Source organism: Streptomyces sp. NPDC006643 (genome assembly GCF_042870175.1).
Classification (GTDB): Bacteria; Actinomycetota; Actinomycetes; order Streptomycetales; family Streptomycetaceae; genus Streptomyces.
Genome location: NZ_JBIAHA010000033.1, coordinates 72,146 through 92,741, shown reverse-complemented (window position 1 = coordinate 92,741; position 20,596 = coordinate 72,146). Strand labels below are relative to the sequence as shown.

General features: G+C 69.4%; 13 protein-coding genes. 1 reads left to right on the top strand and 12 read right to left on the bottom strand.

The genetic code is table 11. From position 1 onward, the window contains the following. Both ACFYNU_RS34640 and ACFYNU_RS34635 read right to left on the bottom strand, forming a co-directional pair. A complete protein-coding gene (locus ACFYNU_RS34640; RefSeq protein WP_356596249.1) occupies nucleotides 1-1,323 on the bottom strand; it encodes an aromatic ring-hydroxylating dioxygenase subunit alpha in 1,323 nt (440 codons plus the stop codon). A 396-nt stretch (nucleotides 1,324-1,719) separates the two neighbouring features. Then, nucleotides 1,720-2,961 (bottom strand): NAD(P)/FAD-dependent oxidoreductase, encoded by a 1,242-nt coding sequence (locus ACFYNU_RS34635; protein WP_356596247.1) that lies wholly within the window; start codon nucleotides 2,959-2,961, stop codon nucleotides 1,720-1,722. Between the two features lie 745 nt (nucleotides 2,962-3,706). Between ACFYNU_RS34635 and ACFYNU_RS34630 the strand changes: the two genes are divergently transcribed. Then, nucleotides 3,707-5,458 (top strand): serine/threonine-protein kinase, encoded by a 1,752-nt coding sequence (locus ACFYNU_RS34630; RefSeq protein WP_356596245.1) that lies wholly within the window; start codon nucleotides 3,707-3,709, stop codon nucleotides 5,456-5,458. A gap of 22 nt (nucleotides 5,459-5,480) precedes the next feature. Here ACFYNU_RS34630 and car read toward each other — a convergent pair whose 3' ends face one another. The 10 genes from car to ACFYNU_RS34580 form a co-directional block, all read right to left on the bottom strand. Further along, a complete protein-coding gene (gene car, locus ACFYNU_RS34625; protein WP_356596243.1) occupies nucleotides 5,481-8,870 on the bottom strand; it encodes a carboxylic acid reductase in 3,390 nt (1,129 codons plus the stop codon). Between the two features lie 47 nt (nucleotides 8,871-8,917). Beyond that, a complete protein-coding gene (locus tag ACFYNU_RS34620) occupies nucleotides 8,918-10,579 on the bottom strand; it encodes a carbamoyltransferase N-terminal domain-containing protein (RefSeq protein ID WP_356596241.1) in 1,662 nt (553 codons plus the stop codon). A gap of 65 nt (nucleotides 10,580-10,644) precedes the next feature. Then, nucleotides 10,645-11,904 (bottom strand): cytochrome P450, encoded by a 1,260-nt coding sequence (locus tag ACFYNU_RS34615; protein ID WP_356596239.1) that lies wholly within the window; start codon nucleotides 11,902-11,904, stop codon nucleotides 10,645-10,647. 26 nt (nucleotides 11,905-11,930) lie between these two features. Beyond that, a complete protein-coding gene (locus tag ACFYNU_RS34610; protein WP_356596237.1) occupies nucleotides 11,931-13,406 on the bottom strand; it encodes a 3-deoxy-7-phosphoheptulonate synthase class II in 1,476 nt (491 codons plus the stop codon). A 40-nt stretch (nucleotides 13,407-13,446) separates the two neighbouring features. Beyond that, a complete protein-coding gene (locus ACFYNU_RS34605; RefSeq protein ID WP_356596235.1) occupies nucleotides 13,447-14,376 on the bottom strand; it encodes a diiron oxygenase in 930 nt (309 codons plus the stop codon). Then, complete coding sequence (gene pabB, locus ACFYNU_RS34600; RefSeq protein WP_356596257.1) at nucleotides 14,360-16,474, bottom strand: aminodeoxychorismate synthase component I; 2,115 nt, start codon at nucleotides 16,472-16,474, stop codon at nucleotides 14,360-14,362. Before pabB ends, ACFYNU_RS34605 begins: the two co-directional genes overlap by 17 nt. Then, on the bottom strand, nucleotides 16,474-17,304 hold the full coding sequence (locus ACFYNU_RS34595; protein WP_356596233.1) for an arylamine N-acetyltransferase: 831 nt from the start codon (nucleotides 17,302-17,304) through the stop codon (nucleotides 16,474-16,476). Before ACFYNU_RS34595 ends, pabB begins: the two co-directional genes overlap by 1 nt. A 14-nt stretch (nucleotides 17,305-17,318) precedes the next feature. After that, nucleotides 17,319-18,215 (bottom strand): 4-hydroxybenzoate octaprenyltransferase, encoded by an 897-nt coding sequence (locus ACFYNU_RS34590; RefSeq protein WP_356596231.1) that lies wholly within the window; start codon nucleotides 18,213-18,215, stop codon nucleotides 17,319-17,321. Nucleotides 18,216-18,225: 10 nt separating this feature from the next. Then, nucleotides 18,226-19,398, bottom strand: a complete 1,173-nt coding sequence (locus tag ACFYNU_RS34585; RefSeq protein ID WP_356596229.1) for a cytochrome P450 — start codon at nucleotides 19,396-19,398, stop codon at nucleotides 18,226-18,228. Further along, nucleotides 19,395-20,471: a polyprenyl synthetase family protein gene (locus ACFYNU_RS34580; protein ID WP_356596227.1), complete on the bottom strand. Its 1,077-nt coding sequence runs from the start codon at nucleotides 20,469-20,471 to the stop codon at nucleotides 19,395-19,397. The genes ACFYNU_RS34585 and ACFYNU_RS34580 overlap by 4 nt, the downstream gene beginning before the upstream one ends. Nucleotides 20,472-20,596 lie beyond the last annotated feature (125 nt).

Genomic DNA, 20,596 nt, shown 5'->3' with positions numbered 1-20,596 from the left:
TCACTCCGCGGCCTTTCCTGACTCGGAGACGGCGGCGCTGTGCACGCCGTTCGCACGGGTCGCGCCGTTCGCGCCATTCGCGCCGCTCGCGCCGTTCGCGCCGCTCGCGCCGTTCGCACCGGTCGTGGCGGCGGCGGTGCTCGCGGGGATGCCGGAGCCCTCGACGTCCGCCGGCTCGGCCGTCTCGGCCGTCTCGGCGGCGACCCAGGCGTCGATCTGCGAGACGACCTCCTCGTCGAGCGAGAGCTGACCGGGCGTCCAGAGCGGGTTCGACAGGCCGCGGTGCGTCCGCTCGCACATCTCCCAGTCCTCGTAGTTCGCCTTGTCCCACAGCGCGAACACCGCTTCGTGGGAGAAGTCGCTCTTGGCGGTCTCGGAGGGGTGGAAGAGCCAGAAGTGCCGGACGAAACAGGTGCCGGGACTCTCGGGCCAGACCCACTGCATCATCACGTAGTCGGCCGTGAACCCGAACAGCAGATTGGGCAGGATCGTGATCCAGTTGATCTTCTGCCGGTCCGCCTCGGGGACCAGCTCCATCGGCGTCCGGCCGCTGCGTCCCGTCATGGAGACGGAGTTGTAGGCGTTCCGGATTCCCTGCCACGCCCCGACGATGTCGCCCTTGAGGTCGTAGGTGCCGGCGTCGTCGAAGTCGGTGATGCGGTGCAGGTCCTTGTGGGCCGTCGGGAAGTGCAGGCTCTCGTTGACGTTGTGCGCGACGAGCTTCCAGTTCGAGGCGACCGGGTAGTCCTTCGCCTCGGCGCACTCCAGGTCGGCCAGTTCGTAGACGCGCGCGAACTCGCCGAACTCGCCGAGTGAGGCGTCGAGATCGGGGGCGTCGTCGGACAGGGCGATGAAGACGACACCGAACCGGATCTCGGTCCGTACCGGCAGCAGACCGTTCTTCTCCTTCTCGAAGAAGTTGTCGAAGTAGGTCCCGTTGAGGCTCTTGAGCTTGCCGTTCTTGTCGTACACCCAGCAGTGGTAGAGGCAGACGAGGCTCTGCCGCTTGCCGGTGGCCTCCTCCACGAGCTTGTAGCCCCGGTGCCGGCAGTAGTTGTGGTACGCCTGGATCCCGTCGTCCCCGTGGATGATCAGTACGGATCCGGTGCCGATGTTCAGGGTGGTATAGGCGCCCTTGTCCTTCAGCCGGGACACATGGTCCACCGGGAGCCAGCGTCGGCCGTAGATTCGGGACATCTCCCGGCGGTACTGCTCCTCGCCGGTGTAGAAGCCGTGTGACCTGCCGATACCGCCCGTCTCGAAGTACGGCCTGTCCTCGCCCTGGTCACTGATGAGATCGAACATGCTGGACGCGCGCGTCATCTGCTGGTCTCCCTCAGAGGGTCAAGCGCATGGGATGCGGTGCGGGAACACCGTGGGGGCCGGTACGCGGGAAGGCCGCGCCGGACCCCGGCGATGGTGGGGCTGCGTGCCGAACGACTACGGGGAAGTGCCACCGGACTTGGGCCGGGCGACGCGCGTAGCTAAGGTCGCCGACGGTCTAAGGCGAAGGGTCGAAGGGTCGGGGATCCACCGGCCCGCGCACGTCTCTCGGTGGGAGATGTGCGCGGGAGCCGGTGACGACGACACGCTCGGATTACGGCGCGTGGCTCGATGTGCCCCTGGTGAGGCGGGTGTGGCGTACGACGGGCGGCCCCGGGCGGGCCGTCGGCATACGCGCCGCGGATTCCCGCGCCGGGTGCGGCGGACCGCCGGCCGTCATCCGGCCGGGTCGTAGATCCGCTTCTCCTCGGGCGTGCCCGCGGCGTCGTAGAGACGCTCAAGGGCGTCCGGCGCGTAGACCTCGTAGTCCGGGACGACTCCGCCGATCAGGCCGAGCATCTTGTCGGTCCACTCCTGGGTCGCGCTCATCGCGGACATCGTCGCCTCGAAGAACGGCGGGAGTTCGGTGAGTTCGCCGAGGGTCGTCGTGAAGTCGTAGACGCCCGCGCTCTCCTCGTCGCGCACCTTGTTGTACTCGGCCAGCGCCTCTTCCATCGGCCGCTCGCCGGCCAGGCCCTGGTGGATGCGCTCGGCGAGGAGTTCACCGTGCGTGAAGGCGTCGGTGATGCCCCATCCGGTGTACGGGTCCTTGTGATACCCGGCGTCGCCGACCAGGGCCCAACCGGGGCCGTGGGCGCGGCGGTAGTAGTTGTCCGGGTAGCGCATGGGCTTGAAGGGCTCCTCACGCCTGCCCTGCTCGCGCAGTTGCACGCCCATCTCCGGCGCGACGTCGTCGAACACGGCCTGGAAGTTGGTCTCGACGTCCTGGCGGAACTCCTTGAGGTGGCGCTTGGTGCAGATGACGGCGAGCATGCTCACGTCGTCGTTCGTCGGCCAGGTGCCGAACCACTTCTCGTTGAAGCCGGTCTTGTGGTGCAGGCCCCAGTCGAGACCGGTGTAGTACGAGTAGTAGATGAAACCGGCCGCGGGGCGCACGTTGTACAGCTCCGCGCCGACCTTCTTGGCGACGGTGGAGTGGAAGCCGTCGGCGCCGATGACGACGGTGGCGCGGAACTCCCGCTCCGGCCCGTCCCCTTCGCGGCCCCGGATGCCCGTCACGCGGCCGTCGGTGAAGACGAGGTCGGAGACGGTGAACCCTTCGATCACCTCGGCGCCGGCGCGGCGGGCGGCGTTGACGAGGATCTCGTCCAGCACGGTGCGGCGGGGGCAGTAGACGGCGTCGACGCCGTCCACCGGGTCGGCGAACCCGTTGAGTTCTATGCCCCGGTAGGAGTAGTTCATGTGACGCAGCGCCGGGGTCTTGGCCCCGATGATCTCGTCGAGCAGACCCCACTCCTGGAGCCGCAGCAGTCCCGCCTGGTGGATGTAGTGGGTGGACACCGCGTCGCTGGGGAACGAGGCGCGGTCGACCACGAGAACCCGGTGCCCCTCCTTCGCCAGCAGCATCGCAACCGGCGACCCGGCGCAGCGTCCACCCACAACGATGACGTCGTACATACGATCCCCCATCAAATTTGGTTTGAAGGAACTGACGCACCGCGGTAAGCGGCAGGAGCACGACCCGGAGGCTATGAAAATCGACAGATGACGGTCAAGTAGGGGTAATAGCGAGGCAATGCGAGGGCATCGAAATCTAGCCAGCTGAATGATTCATTCCGCCCAATCACTGTCCCCGATGCCCCACTTGAGACACATTCGATCGATCGATAATGTGGTGTGCGTCACAATCATATAGGGACCCGAATCCGGCCAGCCTCAGTGAGAAATTCAGCCCTTCTAGCAAAGCGAAGTTTTTGAGTTCTGAACTAAAAAGCGGAACGGTGCAGGCGCGTCTCGGATAATTCACCGGGCCGTACGTTTAATCGAGCCCAACCACATGAACGCCGAGGCCACAGCCACCTTCCGGCCCGCCGCCCCACGCCGCCGAAGGGGGTCCGCCGCCACTCGGCGGGGAGGATCACCGAGACGGCCGGGACCCAGATCCCGCCTACTGTCCGGAATCGATTGATCACTTTCGCAAAGTGGGAGCTTTCCGGGCCCAACCGCCTCCGGCCACGACCAGCGCGGGCGGCTGGAAACCGAACTCGCAAGCGGAGGGCAGGAGTTGGCTCCGCGACGCGATCGGGAGCCGCCACGGGGACGGCCGCGGGTGCGGCTGCGCCGGCCGCCGTGTCGATGTCCGCCCAACCCCGGTGCGTCCCTCGCGCCCCGCCGGATGCCCGGCTGTGGCAAAGTCCTCCGGGTGGATGAGCTGCGACCCCAGGACCCCGCGCGAATAGGCGTATGGCAGATTCTCGCCCGGCTCGGCGCCGGCGGCATGGGACAGGTGTTCCTCGGCCGCTCCCCCGGCGGCCGGCTGGTGGCCGTGAAGGTGATCCGGGACGAGATCAGCGACCATCCGGAGTCGATGGCCAGGTTCCGGCGGGAAGCCGCGACGATGGAGACCGTACGCAGCCCCTACACCGCCCAGTTGATCGAGGCGTCGCTCGACGCGTCCCCCTACTGGCTGGCCACCGAGTACGTGCCGGGACCCACACTGCGCGAGGCCGTACGCGCGAGCGGCCCGTTCCCGGCCGAGAGCGCGCTGCGGCTGTTCGCCGCGCTCGCCGAAGGCCTGGAGACGGTCCACCGGCACGGGGTCACGCACCGGGATCTGAAGCCGCAGAACGTCATCCTCGCGCCGCAGGGACCGCAGCTGATCGACTTCGGCATCGCGCGAGGGCTGGACTGGACGGCCCTCACCCAGATCGGAACGGCGCCCGGCACACCCGGCTACGCCGCCCCCGAGGTGCTCCTCCGTAACGAGGTCAGCCCCGCGGCGGACATCTTCGCCCTGGGAGCGACGATCGCGTACACGGCGACGGGACGGCCCCCGTACGGCGACGGGGACGCCTCGGCGGTGAGCTTCCGGACCGTGCACGAGGACATCGACCTGACGGGCGTACGGGACGACCTGGCCGCGCTGATCCGGCGTTGTGTCGCCAAGGACCCGGGGGAACGGCCCGAGTTGGGCGCGGTGATCGCCGGATGCGCGGTGGACTCGGCGCTGACCTCGGACGCGCACTACCGGTCGGTGGCCCGCGACACCGAAGCCGTCCCCGGATACGCGAAGGACGCTCCGGCGTCCTCCGGGGCGGCGGGCGAGGACGAGCCGGACGCGGTGAGCGCCGCGCGGCCCGCCGAGCCCTGGCGCTGGGGAGACCCCGGGACCACCTCGTACGCCGTGCCGGAGCCGGATCCGGAGCGCCGGCCGTCGCCCGCCGGCCCGCGCGGACGGCGCAAGGGCAAGCTCGTGGCAGGCGCGATGGCTCTCGTCGTCTCACTGACGCTCTGGCAGCTCGTCGAACGGGCCGACGACGACAAGGGAGGCGCCGACGCCGCGCCCACCGACGAGACCACCTCGGAGGCGACCTCGGGCACCGGCACGGACCGTCCGGCCGCCGAGGACGATCAGCCCGACGGCCCACCGGACCACATTCTCAACAACCGTGAGTCCCAGGACCGTTGGACCCTGTCGGAGGATCCGGAACAGGCCGGCCAGGGCATCGGCGACTGCGACGACCTGGCCGGCATCGGCGGCGACTCGCCGCCGTCGGGCCTCCGGTCCTCCGTCTCGCACACCACCGGTTCGGGCACCGCCTCGGTGTCCGTCCGTCCCCAGGACGCCGGGAGCGGAAAGCGTCCCGCGCCGTACTACATCTCCGTCGGGATTCGCCCTCCGCACGAGACCGACCGCGCCACCGGGCGCCCCCTCAAGGAGCAGAGCAAGGGCATCGGCTTCACCAGCAAGCCCGTCGACCTCTACTCCCGGTGGTCCTCGGGAGGGACCGTCAAGCTCCAGTATCCCGACGACTTCCGGGCCCACTTCGAGGAAGGAACCGTCGACGCCATCCCGGTGAACGAGGACCCGGGCGACTGGACCGTGGTGCTCTACCACGTCAAGGGAGGACCCACGAAGTTCAGCACGATCGTCTGCAACGGCTTCCACGCCTGAGCCCGGCGCGCCGGGCTCGGGGTCAGTCGGTCATCAGGCGCCGCAGGTCGGTCACGTATTTACGGATGAGGGCCGGGGAGAGGTGCGGCACATCCCGGTCCGGTCCGATGCCGGCCTCCTGGACGGCCGCGCGGAAGCGGGCCGACGGTACGTCCGAACCGGGCACCGCCTCTCCCGGCTCCCGGAGGCCTCGCAGCAGGGGAAGGACGGAGTACTGGCGCTGCGCCTCGGGCAGGCCGCGCAGGGCGGCTTCGACGCGGACGAGCCAGTCGCCGTAGCCCGCGATCCGCTCGATCCCGTGGCCGTCCTCGATGAGCCACTCCACGAACGTGTCGAGTGAGATGCCGTCGTCGTGCGGGTTCACCAGGTTGAAGGTCCGGTACCCGGAGGCGCTCCCTCCCAGCGTGACGACCGATGCCGTGGTGAAGTCGACGGGCAGGCCGTCGTAATGGGCCCGCGGCCCCTCGCCGCTGCCGGTCCGGTAGAAGGAGTCCGGGGCCACGCCCGTCGCGAGGAGACTGAACAGCAGTCGGCTGAACATGTCGTGGACGTTCAGCTGCCCGCTGTACCGGCTGTGCGCGAGGATCATGTTGGAGCGGAACACCGTCACCGGCAGACCGCACAGGTCGTGCGCCTCCCGCAGCAGCACCTCCCCCGCCCACTTGCTCGTCGTGTACCCGCCGGCGTACCCGTCGTCGACGGGCTGGACCGGCAGCGCGGCGCGCACGTCGGTGTCCTCGTCGAGCGGCTGTCCGCTCCGGGACCTGGACACGGCCACGCTGGAGATGTACGTGAACGGCTTGAGCCGTCCGGTCAGGGACAGCCGGATCAGCTCCGCGGTCCCGAGGACGTTGGCGTCGAACAGATGGCGGTAGGGCAGCACATGGTTCACCAGGGCGCCCGCGTGGACGATCAGGTCCACCTCACCGGCCAGCCGTTCCCAGGTCGCCTCGTCCAGGCCCAGCCTCGGCTCGGCGATGTCTCCCGCCAGTACTTCCAGGCGTCCTGCCGCCAACTCCTGGTAGGTGCGGGTCAGTTCGGGGTCGTCGTCGCCGAAGGCGTCGGCCAGTCGCCGTCGGGCGGCGTCCGGGTCCTCGCCGCGGACCACGACTGTCAGCCTGCCGTCGGCCGGGGCCAGCCGGCGAAGCCACTCAAGGGTCAGGAAGCGCCCCAGGTATCCGCTCGCACCGGTCAGCAGAACATGACGGGGCTCCCCGGCGGGGCGCGGGAGGTGGCGGGCGCCGTCGAGGGTCGCCGCGTCGATGAACCGGCCCAGGACGAGGTCCTTGGCGTGTGTCTCGGTGGGGTCCTCGCCGTGCACCGACGCGAAGGTGGGTCGCGTCGTGGTGGCCGTGCGCTTGGACTCGACGTACGCGGCCAGTCGCCGCAGGTCGTGCGCGGGGCTGATGACGACATCGACCGGCACCCGGACACCGAAGGTGTCATACAGCAGGTTCGACAGTGACACCGCGGACAGCGAGTCGCCGCCGAGGTCCCGGAAGTGCGCGGTGGGGCTCACCTCCGCCGTGGAGCCCACCAGCAGTGCCCGCGCGGCCAGTTGGACGGTCTCCAGCACCGGCCGGTCGCCACCCGTGCGGCGCAGGTCGAGCAACTCCTGGGTCTCGTGGGCCGATATCTCGGCGTACAGACGCTCCAGCCGCTCGCCGTAACGCTCCACGAGCTGGGGCCACAACAGCTTTCCCTGGTCCGACAGCAGGCCGCCCGCCTGGCTGAACGGCTCGGTCTCAACGAGCAGACCCCGGGGGATCTCGTACGAGCCCAGCCCGGTGTCCTTGGCGATGCGCCGGAGCGATTCGCTCAGCAGTTGTTCGAGACGTACCCGGTCGTCCCCGTACCGCCGCAGGGCGTCCGGGGTGGGCACGACGACAGCGAGCAGATAGGAGCGCTCGCTGTTGCCGTAGAGGAAGATCTGCCGTACCAACGGGCAGGCGGCGAACACCGATTCCAGCCGGGCGATCGACACGAACTCGCCCTGGGACAGCTTCAGGACGCTCTTGCGCCGGTCCACCACGGCGATACGGCGCGGACCCAGCTCCGCGACGATGTCACCGGTGCGGTAGTAGCCGTCCTCGTCGAAGAGTTCCGCCGTCAGCTCGGGCCGCTTGTAGTAGCCGGGGATGCCGTCGGCCTTCAGCAGGAGTTCGCCGCGCGGGTGCGGCGCGTCGGTGCGGAAGTAGCCGAGTTCGGGCACGTCCACGAGCTTGTAGTCGATCACCGGCGGGCTCTGGAGCATGCCGTCGGCGGCGATGCCCATGACCTCCGTGGAGCCGTACCCGTTGTGCAGGGGAACGCCGAGGACGGCCTCGGTGAACTCGGTCAGCGCGGCGGACAGTGGCGCGGAGCCGGTGCCGGCCGCGCCGACGCGCCCGCCGAGGACCTCCTCGCGGAGCTGCTTAAGCACCTCCGTCGCGACCTGCTCCGGGGCGGCGCCGGCGGTGGTCCGCCGGTCCAGCTCGCCGCGGTAGAGCTGGTGGAGCATCTCGCACACACGGGGCACGAGGAACAGCTCGGTGGGCCGTACGAGCGCGAGGTCCTCGAAGAACGTCGACAGGTCGCTGCCGGCGGTGAAACAGCTGGAGCCGCCGCGGGCCAGCGCGTTCACCAGCAGGAAGTGGCCGGCCGCGTGGCTCAGCGGCATGTAGTTGATGGCGACGACGTCCGAGCCGGTCCGCTTCGCCCGGTCCTCCCACATCACCCGGGCGAGCCGCTCGGTGTATATCGCGCCCTTCGGCGTTCCCGTACTCCCCGAGGTGTAGACGAGCATCGAGAGGGGGTCCTCGTCGTCGCCGGGTATGTACAGCGGCGCGTCGGGCAGGCCGGTGCCGCGGTCGAGAACGTCCGGCAGGGCGACGACCTCCACGTCCCGGCCGGCCGCGGCCAGGCTGTCGCGGGCGGCGGCGAACCGCTCCACCTGGTCATCGGCGCGCGGGGAGAAGTCGAACACGACCAGCCGCTCGACCGAGGGCGTACGCAGGCACAGCTCGGTCGCGGTGCCCAGTCGCTCGACGCTCGCGGCGACGAGCACCGGCTCGGTCTCCGCCGTGATGGACGCCAGATTCCCGGTCGCCGCGCTGATCTGCAACGGAACGTTGACGACACCGAGATGACCGCACGCCAGAGCCAGTGTCGCGTAGTCCCGGCTCGTGAAGCCGAGGAGCGCGACACGGTCGCCCGCGACGACAGGCCGCCGCGGGTGATGGTGCCATTCGCTCGCCACCGCGCGGATACGGCCCCACAGCTCCCCGTACGTGGTCATCTCGTAGCGCGGCAGCAGACGGGCCGACACGCGCCCGGTCCGGGCGTCCCGCACGAACTCCCTGGCGCGCTCACCGACGGCGGGCCGGTCCTGATAGCGCTCAAAGGCCTGTGCCATTACTTGCGCGAGCCGCACGGTGATCTCCGCGTCTCATAGTTGGCGGACTTGTCCGGAGAGGAACATCACCCCACACGGGGGTTCGTGTAAAGCGTCCCCTCGGACCAGATGTAACGAGTCTCCCCCCAGCGGGCCGCCGACTCGACGTCGGGGAAGAAACCCCGTCCGCCCAGATTCGCGCTCGTGTTGCACAGCACGGGCACTCCGCTGATCTCCGCGTAGGCGGCGAGGATACGAGCGGTGTCGGTGTCCTGGGTCGACGCGATGGTCTGGAGCCGAGCGGTGCCGTCCAGATGCACGACCGCCGGGACGCGTTCGGCCCAGCCGGGACGCATACGGTGTTCGAAGATCATGTAGGGGTCGGGCGTGCCGGGGGTGAAGACCTCCGGCGCGCGGTCCTCCAGACAGATCGGCGCGACGGGCCGGTACGGGGCCCGGTTCTTCATGTCGTTGAGCCGGTCCTTCATCCGGGTGTCGGTCGCCGGCGCCAGGATGCTCCGGTTGCCCAGGGCGCGCGGACCCAGCTCGGCCCGGCCGGAGAGGACGACCACCGGTTCGCCCTCGGTGTGCAGGAGAGCGGCCAACTGCCTCTCGTCGCAGGGCTCCGCCCGCCACCCGTCGGGAAGGGTGCCCGTGGAGATCCGCGGTCCGCTGTAGACGTCCCACTCCAGCGCCGTCCGGCCGCGCCGGAACATCTCGCAGGCCGCTGTTCCGATCGCGGCCCCCGCGTCGTTGGGGAAGGGCGGGACGAAGACCTCCTCGAAGACCCCGCTGGCCCGAATCGCGGTGTTCCACTTGATGTTGAGCGCGCAGCCGCCGCCGAGCACCAGGTTGTGTCCGCCGTCCGGGAAGCGGCTCCGCACCGCCGTGGTGAGCCGCTCCAGCAGATGGTGGCCGATATAGGCCTGATAGGTGGCGATGAGGTCCGCGTTGGACAGCCCCGGCATCAACTCGTCCCTGTTCGCCGCGACCTTGTCGCCCAGCACGCCCACCTTGTCGACGGGAATGTCGCGGAACTCGGCCATGAGGTCGTCGAAGACGGCGAAGGCACCGGTGTCGACCCGGCCTTTGGCCGCGTACGCCATGGCCTTCCCCGCAACGGAGAGGTGCTGGCGGATGTACACGTCCGACGTGACGTCGTCGGTCTTGAGCAGGTACGGCTCGAACCGCGAGCAGAAGGCCGCGAAGCTGCCACCGAGGACGGGCAACAGGGCCTCGACGAAGGTCACTTCACGGGTCGCGGCGCGCACCTGGTAGAGGCGCGGCGTGATGAGTCCGTCCCAGACGACGACGAACGCGTCCTCGCCCCTGGCGGCGAACGGGCTTGAGCAGTATGTGCCGATGAGATGGTTCGCGACGTGGGTGTAGCTGGCGTAGTCGTCGAAACCGTGGCCGCTGAAGGTACGGCGTTGCAGTGGCCCCTCGTCGCCGGGGCTCTCCAGATAGGGAGCGACCCGGAACTGGACCGGCAGGCCGCCGGCGTTCACCTTGACGGCGGGCTCGCCCGCGGTGTCCTTCGTGTACCAGCCGTCGACCACGAACTGGTCGATGTCGGCGGGTGACAGACCCTCGGCGGCGAGGATCTCGGTCACGCGTTCCAGGTCTCCGAGGGAGCTGTAGCGTTCGCCGTTGTTCAGCTTCTCGATCTCGTAGCTGAAGAGGAGACGGCCGTCTTCGATGACGGCGACCCCGCCGTCGTGCGATGCCTTGATCCCGCATATGAGCATGTGGTCAGCCACACCTTTCTGGCCGCGTGGCGGCCTGGAATCGAGCACGTGTCATGCGCAGGCGGTCAGGAGACGTCAGACACCCCATAGGAGTGATTCAGCCGTACCGGCAGTGAGTGGAGCCCGCGGATGATCGTGCTGGTACGCCACCGAAGGTCCTCCGGGTCGGCCGCGAGCCTCATGGTGGGGAACGCGTCGAGCAGCGCGCCGAACGCCACCGGCAACTCCACCCTGGCCAGCGGCGCCCCGAGGCAGTGGTGGATGCCGTGTCCGAAGGCCAGATGGCCGCCTTCGGCGGGCCTGCGGACGTCCAGCGCATGGGGGTCGTCGAAGCGCTTCGGATCGCGATTGGCGGAGGCGATCGACAGCAGCACGAAGTCGCCGGCCGGAATCTCGACCCCGTCCACGGTCAGGGACTCCGTCGCGCACCGGAAGGAGGCGTGCTTCAGCGGACTCTCCAGCCGCAGGAACTCCTCGACCGCGCCGGGGAGGAGGGAACGGTCGTCGCGCAGCGCCTCCCACTGGTCCGGATTCCGCAGCAGATGGAGCGTGCCGTTGCCCAGGGCGTTGAGCGTGGTCTCGAAACCGGCGATGAACAGCAGATAGGCCGTCGAGACCAGTTCGATCCCGGTCAGCTGGTGGTCGACGTCGTGTGCCGAGACCAGGGCGGAGAGCACGTCGTCGGTGGGCACGCGGCGTTTGCGCTCGATGAGTTCGCCGAGGTATTCGACCACCTCGGTCGTGGCGGTGGCGGCTGCTTCGGGTGAGTCGCCGGAGACAAGGGCCTTGGACCAGGACTTGAAGTTCTCCTGCTCCTCGATCGGCACACCGAGCAGCAGACAGATCACCCGGATCGGCAGCGGAAACGCGAAGGCGTCCAGCAGGTCCACGGTGTCGTCGTCCGAGAGGCCGTCGATCAGCCCGCCGGTGATCCGCACGATCTCCGGCCGCAGCACTTCGACGGCGCGGCTGGTGAACGCCTTGCTCACGAGCTTGCGCATCCTGGTGTGGTCCGGCGGGTCGGCGTTGAGCATGTGGCTGGATATGGCCGCGGAGAAACCGGCACGCCGGTTGCTGTCCGGCTCGTTCTGCGCGAACAGCCCGTCCATCCTGTTCAGGTCGGTGCTCAGCCGGGGATCCGCCAGGGCGGAGCGCACCGCGTCGTATCCGATGATGAGCCAGACCGGCAGTCCGCCGCACACGGGGACTCCGGGAGGCATCCTCACCCGGTGCACCGAGCCCTCGGCGCTGAGCTTCGCGTACACCGAGTAGGGGTCCTGCACGAACGCGTCGTCGAGTTCCAGCGGGGTGGAGTCCTGGTGCATGGGCACATCCTCGAAATGTTGTCGGTTCACGCGCCGGACGAGGCGGGAGAGTTGCCGTGGCCGGCGCCCGGGGCGGCGGCGTTCACCGCTGTGTCCGGCGCCACGACGCCGGCCTCTGCTGAAACTTCTGGGTCTCCGGGATCGCCGGGGTCTCCTGGGGCTCCTGGGTCTCCTGGGTGGAACATCTCGGCGACCAGGAAGGCCAGGTCGAGCGCCTGGCCTCCGTTGAGGCGCGGGTCGCACGCCGACTCGTATCTGCGGTGCAGGTCGTCGAAGCCCAGTTCGGCGCCGCCGCCGACGCACTCGGTCACGTCCTCGCCGGTCAGCTCCACATGCAGTCCGCCGGCATGGGTGCCGAGCGCCCGGTGCACCTCGAAGAACCCGGCGACCTCGGCGAGGATGTCGTCGAACCGTCTGGTCTTGTGCCCGCCGGGCGCCTCGAAGGTGTTGCCGTGCATGGGATCGCACACCCACACCACCGGTGCGCCGGAAGCGGTGACCTTCTCCACCAGCTCCGGCAGCAGGTGCCGTACGAGTCGCGCCCCCATGCGCACGATGAACGTCAGCCGGCCCGGCCGCCGGTCGGGGTCGAGGCGGTCGATCAGGGCCAGCGCCTGCTCGGGCGTGGTGGCGGGGCCCAGCTTCACCGCGATCGGGTTGTCGATGGTCGCGAAATAGGCGACATGGGCGCCGTCGAGCTGTCTGGTGCGGTCGCCGATCCACAGCAGATGGCCGCTGCCCGCGTACCCGCGGCCGGAACGCGGGTCGCGGCGGGTCAGCGCGGCCTCGTAGTCGAGCAGCAGCCCCTCGTGGCCGGCGAACAACTCCGCGGTGCGTGACGGATCGCCGCCGCGCGCGTCCTGGTTCGACAGTGCCCGGCCGATCCGACCGGCGAGTTCGCCGTAGCGTGCGCCGGCGGGCGAGCGGGAGACGAAGTCCTGGTTCTCCTTGTGCAGTTGGCGCGGGTCGGTGCCGCCACGGGCGCTGGCGCGCATGACGTCCAGGGTGTAGCGCGAAGCGTCGTACATCCGGAGCAGCCGCGCCGGGTCCGGCCGTCGTTCGGCCTGGCTGAAGCCCATGCCGTTCACCGCGTCGCCCCGGTAGACCGGGAGCGTGCGCCCGTCGACGGTCTCGGTCGGCCGGGACCGGGGCTTCGCGTACTGCCCGGCCATCCGGCCCACCGTGACCACCGGCACCGCCGACGCGTGGCCGAGGATCACGGCCATCTGCCGCAGCAGGCGGAGTTTGCCGTGAATCGCCGGTGTCGAGAGACGGTCGAAACGCTCGGCGCAGTCGCCGCCCTGCAACAGGAACGCCTCGCCCTGTGCCGCCTCGGCGATCCGTGCGGTGAGCGTGTCGCACTCCTGCGGCGTGACCAACGGAGGCAGGGCCGTCAGCTGATCCACCACGTCGCCCAGCCCGGCCGGGCTCGGCCACTCCGGCCGCTGGTGGGCGACGAGCGTCCGCCAGCGCGCGGCGGCTTCGCCGGTGAGGCTCAACATGATCTCCGTCCGCTTCTCATGGCTCAACCGCGCGTGGCCATCAGCGACGGACCATCTCGACCAGGTCGTGTCTGATGCCCAGATCGTCGAGCAGCAGTTGCAGCGGTCCGGTGTCCCGTGCGGGCACGGGACGGGACGCGGCCCACTCGCTCAGCTGACCGGTGTCGATCTCGAAGCCGCCCTGGGCCGCCACGGTCACCCAGGAGTCCAGGTCCGCGGAGCGGAACGCGGTCAGCCCGGTGACGAGTGCCTCGCGGAACGCCGACTGCTGTGCGCCGTCCAGATTCCGGTAGAGCGAGCCGCACAACTCACGGAACACCACCGCGTGTCCGCTCTCGTCCCGCCGGTGCAGATCGGTGGTGATCCGGTTCATCGGCTGGATCTCCTGGGCGGTGGCGAGTGCGGAGAGGAATCCGCTGATCGTGGTCTCGGCCGCCAGGGAGAACGCGATGTCGACGATGTCGCGGTCGAACCCGGACAGCCCGGCGCGTACCGCGTCCCGTCCCCGGACGACCGACCAGACGTCCGGCGCGAACCGCAGGTCCGCCAGATCGCGCCGCCTGCGGGTGACACCGACGGCGTTGTGGCACATCAGGATGTGATAGTGCTCGTCGATGATCGTCTGGTGCAGCGCGTCGACGGCGACGTCGTCGCGGCGGACGGGGATCCGGTCCTGGAGCATCAACCGGCAGGCCGGCAGGATGATCTCGTCCTCGATGGCCGCGGTCTTGGCGTTGTACGCGATCCACGACGCGGACAGGACGCGCTCGCGGGCGTCCCGGTCGAGCCGGTCGGCACCCGGCAGGCCCAGCACCGGGACGAGGTGTTCGGGGAAGTCCGGCAGGCCCGCGTCGAAGTGACCGTCGAGGTCCAGCTCGTCCTTCTTGACGGCCACTCGTTTTCCCCAGCGGAGCGTCAACTGCACCAGCAAGTCGCGCTCGTACTCGGGCACTTCACGTGCCGCGGTCATCGGGAAACCTCCATTGTCGGGAGCCGCCCAGGTCCGACACCGCCGGCGCACGCCAGGCGCGGAGCGACGCCGCCGCCTTGAGCAGCATCTCCTCGTACTCCTCCTGCGGGTCGGAGTCGAGCACGATCGCCCCGCCGGCTCCGATGGTCAACCGGTCGCCGACACGGACCGCGGTGCGGATCACGATGTTGAGGTCCGTGCCGCCGGACAGGCCGAAGTAGCCGAGGGTGCCGGAGTAGACACCCCGGGCCTCCGTCTCCAGGCGGTCGATGATCTCCATGGTGCGCAGCTTCGGCGCCCCGGTCATCGACCCGCCCGGGAAGCACTGGCGGACGCAGTCCACCGCGCTGACCCCGTCGCCGAGGCGCCCATGGACGGTGGAGACCAGTTGGTGCACGGTCTCGTAGCTCTCGACGGCCAGGTACGGGTCGACGTCGATGCTGCCCACCTCGCACACCCGGCCCAGGTCGTTGCGCAGCAGGTCGACGATCATCAGGTTCTCGGCCTGGGTCTTGGCGCTCGATGCGAGGGTGGCGGCCAGTTCGGCGTCGCGTACCGGGTCGGCGTCGCGAGGGGCCGTGCCCTTGATCGGCTTGCTGGTGACGCCCCGGTCTCTCTCGATACGCAGGAACCGCTCCGGCGATGAGCTGAAGACCGTGACGTCGCCGAGGCGCAGGAGCGCGGCGTACGGTGCCGGGTTCGCCCGGCGCAGCCTGAGGTAGAAGGACGTGTCGTCGTCGTGGAACGGCATGTGCAGGTTGTTGGTCAGACAGATCTCGTAGCTCTCGCCCTGGTTCAGCTGCCGTCCGCACTCCTCGATGTCCGCCAGATACTGGCTCCGGCCGCGGCCGAGGAACTCCTCGGCGTTCGGGGGCGGACCGGCGGCTTCGCGCGTCGGCTCGGCCTCGGCGGGGCTCAGTCCCTTCAGGAGTGCGGACGTCCGTTCCACCCACTCGCGCGCGTCGCGCCGGGTCTTGCCGTCGTGGACGGCCACCAGGTGAATCCGTCCTTCCTGGTGGTCGACCGCGATGACGCGATCGGCGAACATCCAGACGGCGTCCGGTGTTTCGGCGGTGTGGTTGGCCGTGGCGCCGCATTCGGCCTTGAGTTCGTAGCCGAAGTAGCCGACGTAGCCGCCGGTCAGATCGAAGGGCAGGTCCGAGTCGGGGACGCGCCGTTCGCGCAGCCGCTGGTCGAGTACGTCGAGCACGCTGCCGGTGACGGTGTGGACCCCGTTGGCGTCGCGCACCTCGACCGTCCCGCCGCCGGTGCGGTAGGTCAGGATCTCGCTCAGCGGACCTGATGTGTCGCCGAGGAAGGAGAACCGGGACAGTCCTTCCTCCACCCGGCTGCTGTCCAGCCAGAAGCAGTACGGGACGTTGTCGAAGAGTTCGAGGAAGATGGCCTCGGAGTCGGCGGCGGTCGGCACGACCGTGCTGATGACCCCCAGTTCCTCGACCGGGTCCGGCGTGGTGTCGGACGACGGGGTGAGGGTGACGGAGGGCCGTTGCCGGTGCCGCGCCGGCTGGGTCAGTTCGGCGAAGTTCCGCAGGATCTCGTGCCCGTACTGGGAAGCGACCGACTCGGGGTGGAACTGCACGCCCCACTGCGGCAGTTCGCGGTGACGCAGCGCCATGAGCACACCGTCGTCCGCCCACGCGGTGCCGACGAGTTGCTCGGGCAGGGGCTCCCGTACGCACAGCGAGTGGTAGCGAACCGCGACGAACTCGCGTGGAACTCCGGCGAACAGCGGATCGCCGTCGTGGGAGACCTTGGCGAGGTGCCCGTGTTTCGGCTCGGGCGCGGCCACCACCGACGCCCCGGCCAGGTGCGCGATCATCTGATGGCCGAAGCAGACGCCCAGCACGGGCAGTGTGGTGCGGCGCAGCAGGTCGCCGAGGAGGCCGACGTCGCGGGGGTTCTGCGGCCGGCCGGGGCCGGGTGAGACCACGATGTTGTCGAAGTCCTCCAGCCGCAGGCCGGACAGCGTCGGATCGTCGTTGACCATGACGACGGGCTGCCGGCCGTTGATGCCGGCGATCAACTGGTACAGGTTGAAGGTGTACGAGTCGTAGTTGTCCAGCAGCAAGGTACGCATCATGGACCGTCCAGGGTTTTCCGGAGCGCCTGGACGTCGCCCGGTTCCAAGGTGATCCCGAAGATCTGCCGGGAGGCGGAGAGCACTTCGTCCACATCGAGTTCCCGGACGGTCGGCGGCTCCGCGGGCCGTATCTCCGTGAGCGTGGAGCCGACGAGGATGTGCCTCACGTCGGGCTGTGTGCGCTGGAGGACGATCCGGTGGTTGAACGGCGAGCGCGGATGCGTGAGGCAGAAGTGGTTGAGGAGCTCGAAGTCCGAGGGAAGGCGCACGTCCGTGGTGAAGCCGTACAGCTCCGCCGGTCCCTCCGGCCGCAGGAACCGCAGTACGTGTTCGCCGGTCGGCTCCCGCACGAGATCGAACGGCCAGTCGCCGTCGAGGCGCGCGTTCTCCGCGAGTCGTATCGGCTCGTGCAGCCCGTAGGCACCGAAACTCACGTCGTGGAGCCAGCGTTGGCCGTCGAGTTCCACGCACAGGGCCACGTGCAGGGCCGGTCCGAACTTGTTCCCGGTGCGGATCCGTGTCCGGCCGGCGAACGCCGTGAACGTGAACCCGATGCGGTCCAGCACGGCCGCCATCAGTACGACCTGCTCCAGGCACCAGCCGCCGCGGCCCTGCCGCACGATCTTCTCCTGGACGCTGTCCAGGTCCAGCGGCACCGACGTGCGGCCGAGCAGCGCGTCGAGGTTGTCGAAGGCGATCGCGTCGACGTGGGCGGTGTGCAGGCTCCGCAGCGTGGCGAGGTCCGGCGCCACGTCGCCCTGGTGGCCCACCCGGGTCAGATAGGCGTCCAGGTCGACGCCGCTCCCCTGCCACATCGAATCTGTCACGCGTAGCTCATCCCTCATGTGAACTTCCCGGCGACCACGGCCGCGAGAGTGATCCAGCCGAAGTAGGGGTTGGCGACGAAGGCGTCCCAGCACGCTTTCGGATCGTCCAGGTCCACACGTACGAGCAGGGTGGAGAGGAAGGCTCCCGCGAGGACGACGACCGGGTAGAACGCCCACCCCATCGACATCTGGGAACCGGCCCACAGCACACCGCCGACGCTGAGCAGGATGAAGACCGCAAGCCACGCCTTGGTGGCCTTGCCGAACAGCAGGGCGGAGGACTTGACGCCGATCTTCCGGTCGTACTCCTTGTCCTGATGGGAGTAGATCGCGTCGTGAATCAGGGTCCAGAAGGCCCCGCCCGCGTACAGCCCGTACACCGCGAGCGGGTAGTCGACGCTCCCGGTCGCCGCCGTCCAGCCGATCGGCACATAGACGCTCATGACCAGCGCCAGGAACGCCGAGGGCCAGAAGAAGACGCGCTTCATGTACGGGTACGCGACGATCAGCGGGTACGAGGCGGCGGCGACCAGCGCCGTCTCCACGTTCGCCACCGCCAGGACCAGCAGTGCGACCGCGCCCTGGGCCGCGGCGAACAGCAGGGCGTTCCTGACGCTGATCGTGCCCGCCGCGACAGGGCGCGACACGGTGCGGGCGACCCGGGCGTCGATGTCCTTGTCGACCACGTCGTTGACGGCGCAGGCCGCGCCGCGCACCAGCACCGCGGCGACGGCGACGACGACCACCGCCAACAGGTCCGGTCGTTGTCCGGAGGCGAGGACGACGGCCCACAGCCCCGGAAGCAGGTAGAGCACGTACCCCGTGGGCCTGTCCAGTCGCATCAACAGGAGGTAGGCGCGGACCGAGTCCGGGCTCTTCGTGACGACGTCTGTGGATATCTTGTACAGCATCAGGATCCAATCACCAGGTCACCGGAAGTTGGATCAACCCGCCGACGAGCGTGTGGTGGCGCAGTCCCAGCTCCTCCACACCGACGGCCAGTCGCAGGGACGGGAATCGTGCGACGAGCTGGGTGAGCACCACCTGCAACTGCGTCCGGGCGAGCATCGCGCCGACGCAGTAGTACGCGCCGTGCCCGAACATGAGACTGCCGGTGGTGTCGCGCGTGATGTCGACCCGGCCGGCGTCGGCGAAGGTCGTCTCGTCGTGGTTGGCCGCGATGATGTTCAGCAGCACGAAGTCGCCGGTCCGGACGGTGACCCCGTCGATCTCGAAGTCCGTGAGCGCGTAGCGGGGCATGCCGCCGTTGTGCGGGTTCGGCATCGACATCCGCAGGGTTTCCTCGACCGCGCCGGGGACGAGGCTCGGGTCGCGCCGCAACGCCTGCCACTGCTCGGGGTTGGCCAGCAACAGCAGCACACAGGTGCCGATGCGGGCCACCGTGGTCTCGTAACCACCGAACAGCAGCAACGCCGTCAGCCCGATGACCTCGTTGTCGGTGATCCCCTCGGTCGCGCAGATCCTGGAGATCACGTCGTCGCCCGGGTTCTGCCGTTTGTCGGCGACGAGTTGTCTGCAATAGCCGAACAACTCGCCCAGCCCCTGCTTGGACCTGACCGGATCCCCGACGTTGGCGGCGTCCTGGGTCCAGCCGCCGAAGCGGTCCTTGTCCTCCTGGGGCACGCCCAACCACTCGCACATCACCTGGATCGGCAGCGACAGCGCCAACGCCTCGCGCAGGTCCACGGGTGGCCGCTGCCCGGCCAGTCCGTCCAGGAGCTGCCCGGTCACCTTCTCGACGTAGGGGCGCAGCGCCAGCATCCGCTCGGGTGAGAAGTGCGGCTCCAGCAGCGCGCGCAACCGGGCGTGGTCGGTGGCGAAGCTGCCCAGCAGCCCGGCGAGAAGCGCCGACCCGCTGTCCTTCGCGGCGGCCTCCGGATCGGGATGGGAGCGGCCGAGCCGGTCGTCGTCGAGCAATTGCCTCACCCAGGCGTGACCGGTGACCAGCCACGCCTCGTCGCCCTCGGCGGTACGGACCCGGTGGATCGCGCCCTCGGACTGGAGCGCGCGCAGCCCTGGCGCGAGTCGCAGCACATTCGTCTGCTCGAAAGGCAGTTGAGCTGGGGTACTCACTGACGGCCTCCGCCGGAATCGAGGTTCGGTGCCGTGCGATTGACGATGCGGTCGAACAAGGCGGTCAGTTCGGCGGACGCGGCCGGGGACAACTCGGCCCGTCCGAGGTGCTCCAGGGCCGATTCGAGATGGCCGCGGGACAGCTGCTCGGCGGTGTGCCGGCCGCCGGCCTCCTCGGTGAGGTCGGCCAGCTCCTGCAAGTGCGTCGCCGTGACGCCGTCGGCGTGCCACAGCTCGAGCAGTCGCTCACCGGCCGGGCCCTCGACGGACAGTGCCGCCAGCACCGGAAGAGAGGGGTTGCGGCGCTTGATGTCGCCCCGGACGGGTTTGCCGGTCACCGCGGGATCGCCCCAGATGTCCTCGACGTCGTTGAGGATCTGGAAGGCGAGGCCCAGATGTCTGCCCGCGCCGCGCAGGTCGGCCAGGACGGACTCCGGTCTGCCCGCCCGCAGCGCGGGCGTCACCAGTGCGCACTCCAGCAGCGCGGACGTCTTCTCCGCCACGATGCGGTCGTACTCCGCGAGGCCGGCGCCCGCGCCCAGCCGGACGGTGAACTCGCGGGACTGGCCCGCGAGAACCAGCCGGAGGGCTTCGGCGAACGCGCTGGAGATCTCCGCCCGGCCGGGGCCGGGGTCGTCGACGACCAGCTGTAGCGCGAGGGCCTGCAACGCGTCCCCGGCCAGGATGGCCAGACTGGCGCCGAACACCTTCCACGCGGCGGGACGGCCGCGGCGCAGCTCGTCCGCGTCGATGATGTCGTCGTGGATCAGAGTGGAGTTGTGCAGCAACTCCAGTGCCGCCGCCTGGTACCGGACGTCCTCCGGCCGCAGGCCGACTCCCTCGGCCGCCGCCGTCATGAGGGCGGCGCGGGTCAGCTTGCCGCCTCCCGCGCCGGGTTCACCGTGTTCGTCGACGAAACCGAGGTGGTAGGAGCAGATCCGGGCCAGGGTCGGCTCCAGCGCGGAAACCTGCTGCCGCATGACGGGCAATACCGTGGACTGCGCGGTGGACTGCGCCGACTTCGGGGACAGGAATGCTTGGAGCCCGGTCGACGAGGTGTCGAGTGCGCTCATCGAGATTCTCCTCCGGTCGCAAGCCTTCCCAATTCCTGGTCAGCACCTACGCGCATGGGGTTCGCGAATTGCACCACTGATAATGATTGTGCCGACTGTGCCGCGTAGATTTCTTCCCGGCCGCC

What these genes read in the sequence shown, in the direction of transcription:
- ACFYNU_RS34640 (WP_356596249.1), bottom strand. Translation starts at nt 1,323, where the DNA reads ATGACGCGCGCGTCCAGCATGTTCGATCTCATCAGTGACCAGGGCGAG.
- ACFYNU_RS34635 (WP_356596247.1), bottom strand. Translation starts at nt 2,961, where the DNA reads ATGTACGACGTCATCGTTGTGGGTGGACGCTGCGCCGGGTCGCCGGTT.
- ACFYNU_RS34620 (WP_356596241.1), bottom strand. Translation starts at nt 10,579, where the DNA reads ATGCTCATATGCGGGATCAAGGCATCGCACGACGGCGGGGTCGCCGTC.
- ACFYNU_RS34615 (WP_356596239.1), bottom strand. Translation starts at nt 11,904, where the DNA reads ATGCACCAGGACTCCACCCCGCTGGAACTCGACGACGCGTTCGTGCAG.
- ACFYNU_RS34610 (WP_356596237.1), bottom strand. Translation starts at nt 13,406, where the DNA reads ATGTTGAGCCTCACCGGCGAAGCCGCCGCGCGCTGGCGGACGCTCGTC.
- ACFYNU_RS34605 (WP_356596235.1), bottom strand. Translation starts at nt 14,376, where the DNA reads ATGACCGCGGCACGTGAAGTGCCCGAGTACGAGCGCGACTTGCTGGTG.
- pabB (WP_356596257.1), bottom strand. Translation starts at nt 16,474, where the DNA reads ATGCGTACCTTGCTGCTGGACAACTACGACTCGTACACCTTCAACCTG.
- ACFYNU_RS34590 (WP_356596231.1), bottom strand. Translation starts at nt 18,215, where the DNA reads ATGCTGTACAAGATATCCACAGACGTCGTCACGAAGAGCCCGGACTCG.
- ACFYNU_RS34580 (WP_356596227.1), bottom strand. Translation starts at nt 20,471, where the DNA reads ATGAGCGCACTCGACACCTCGTCGACCGGGCTCCAAGCATTCCTGTCC.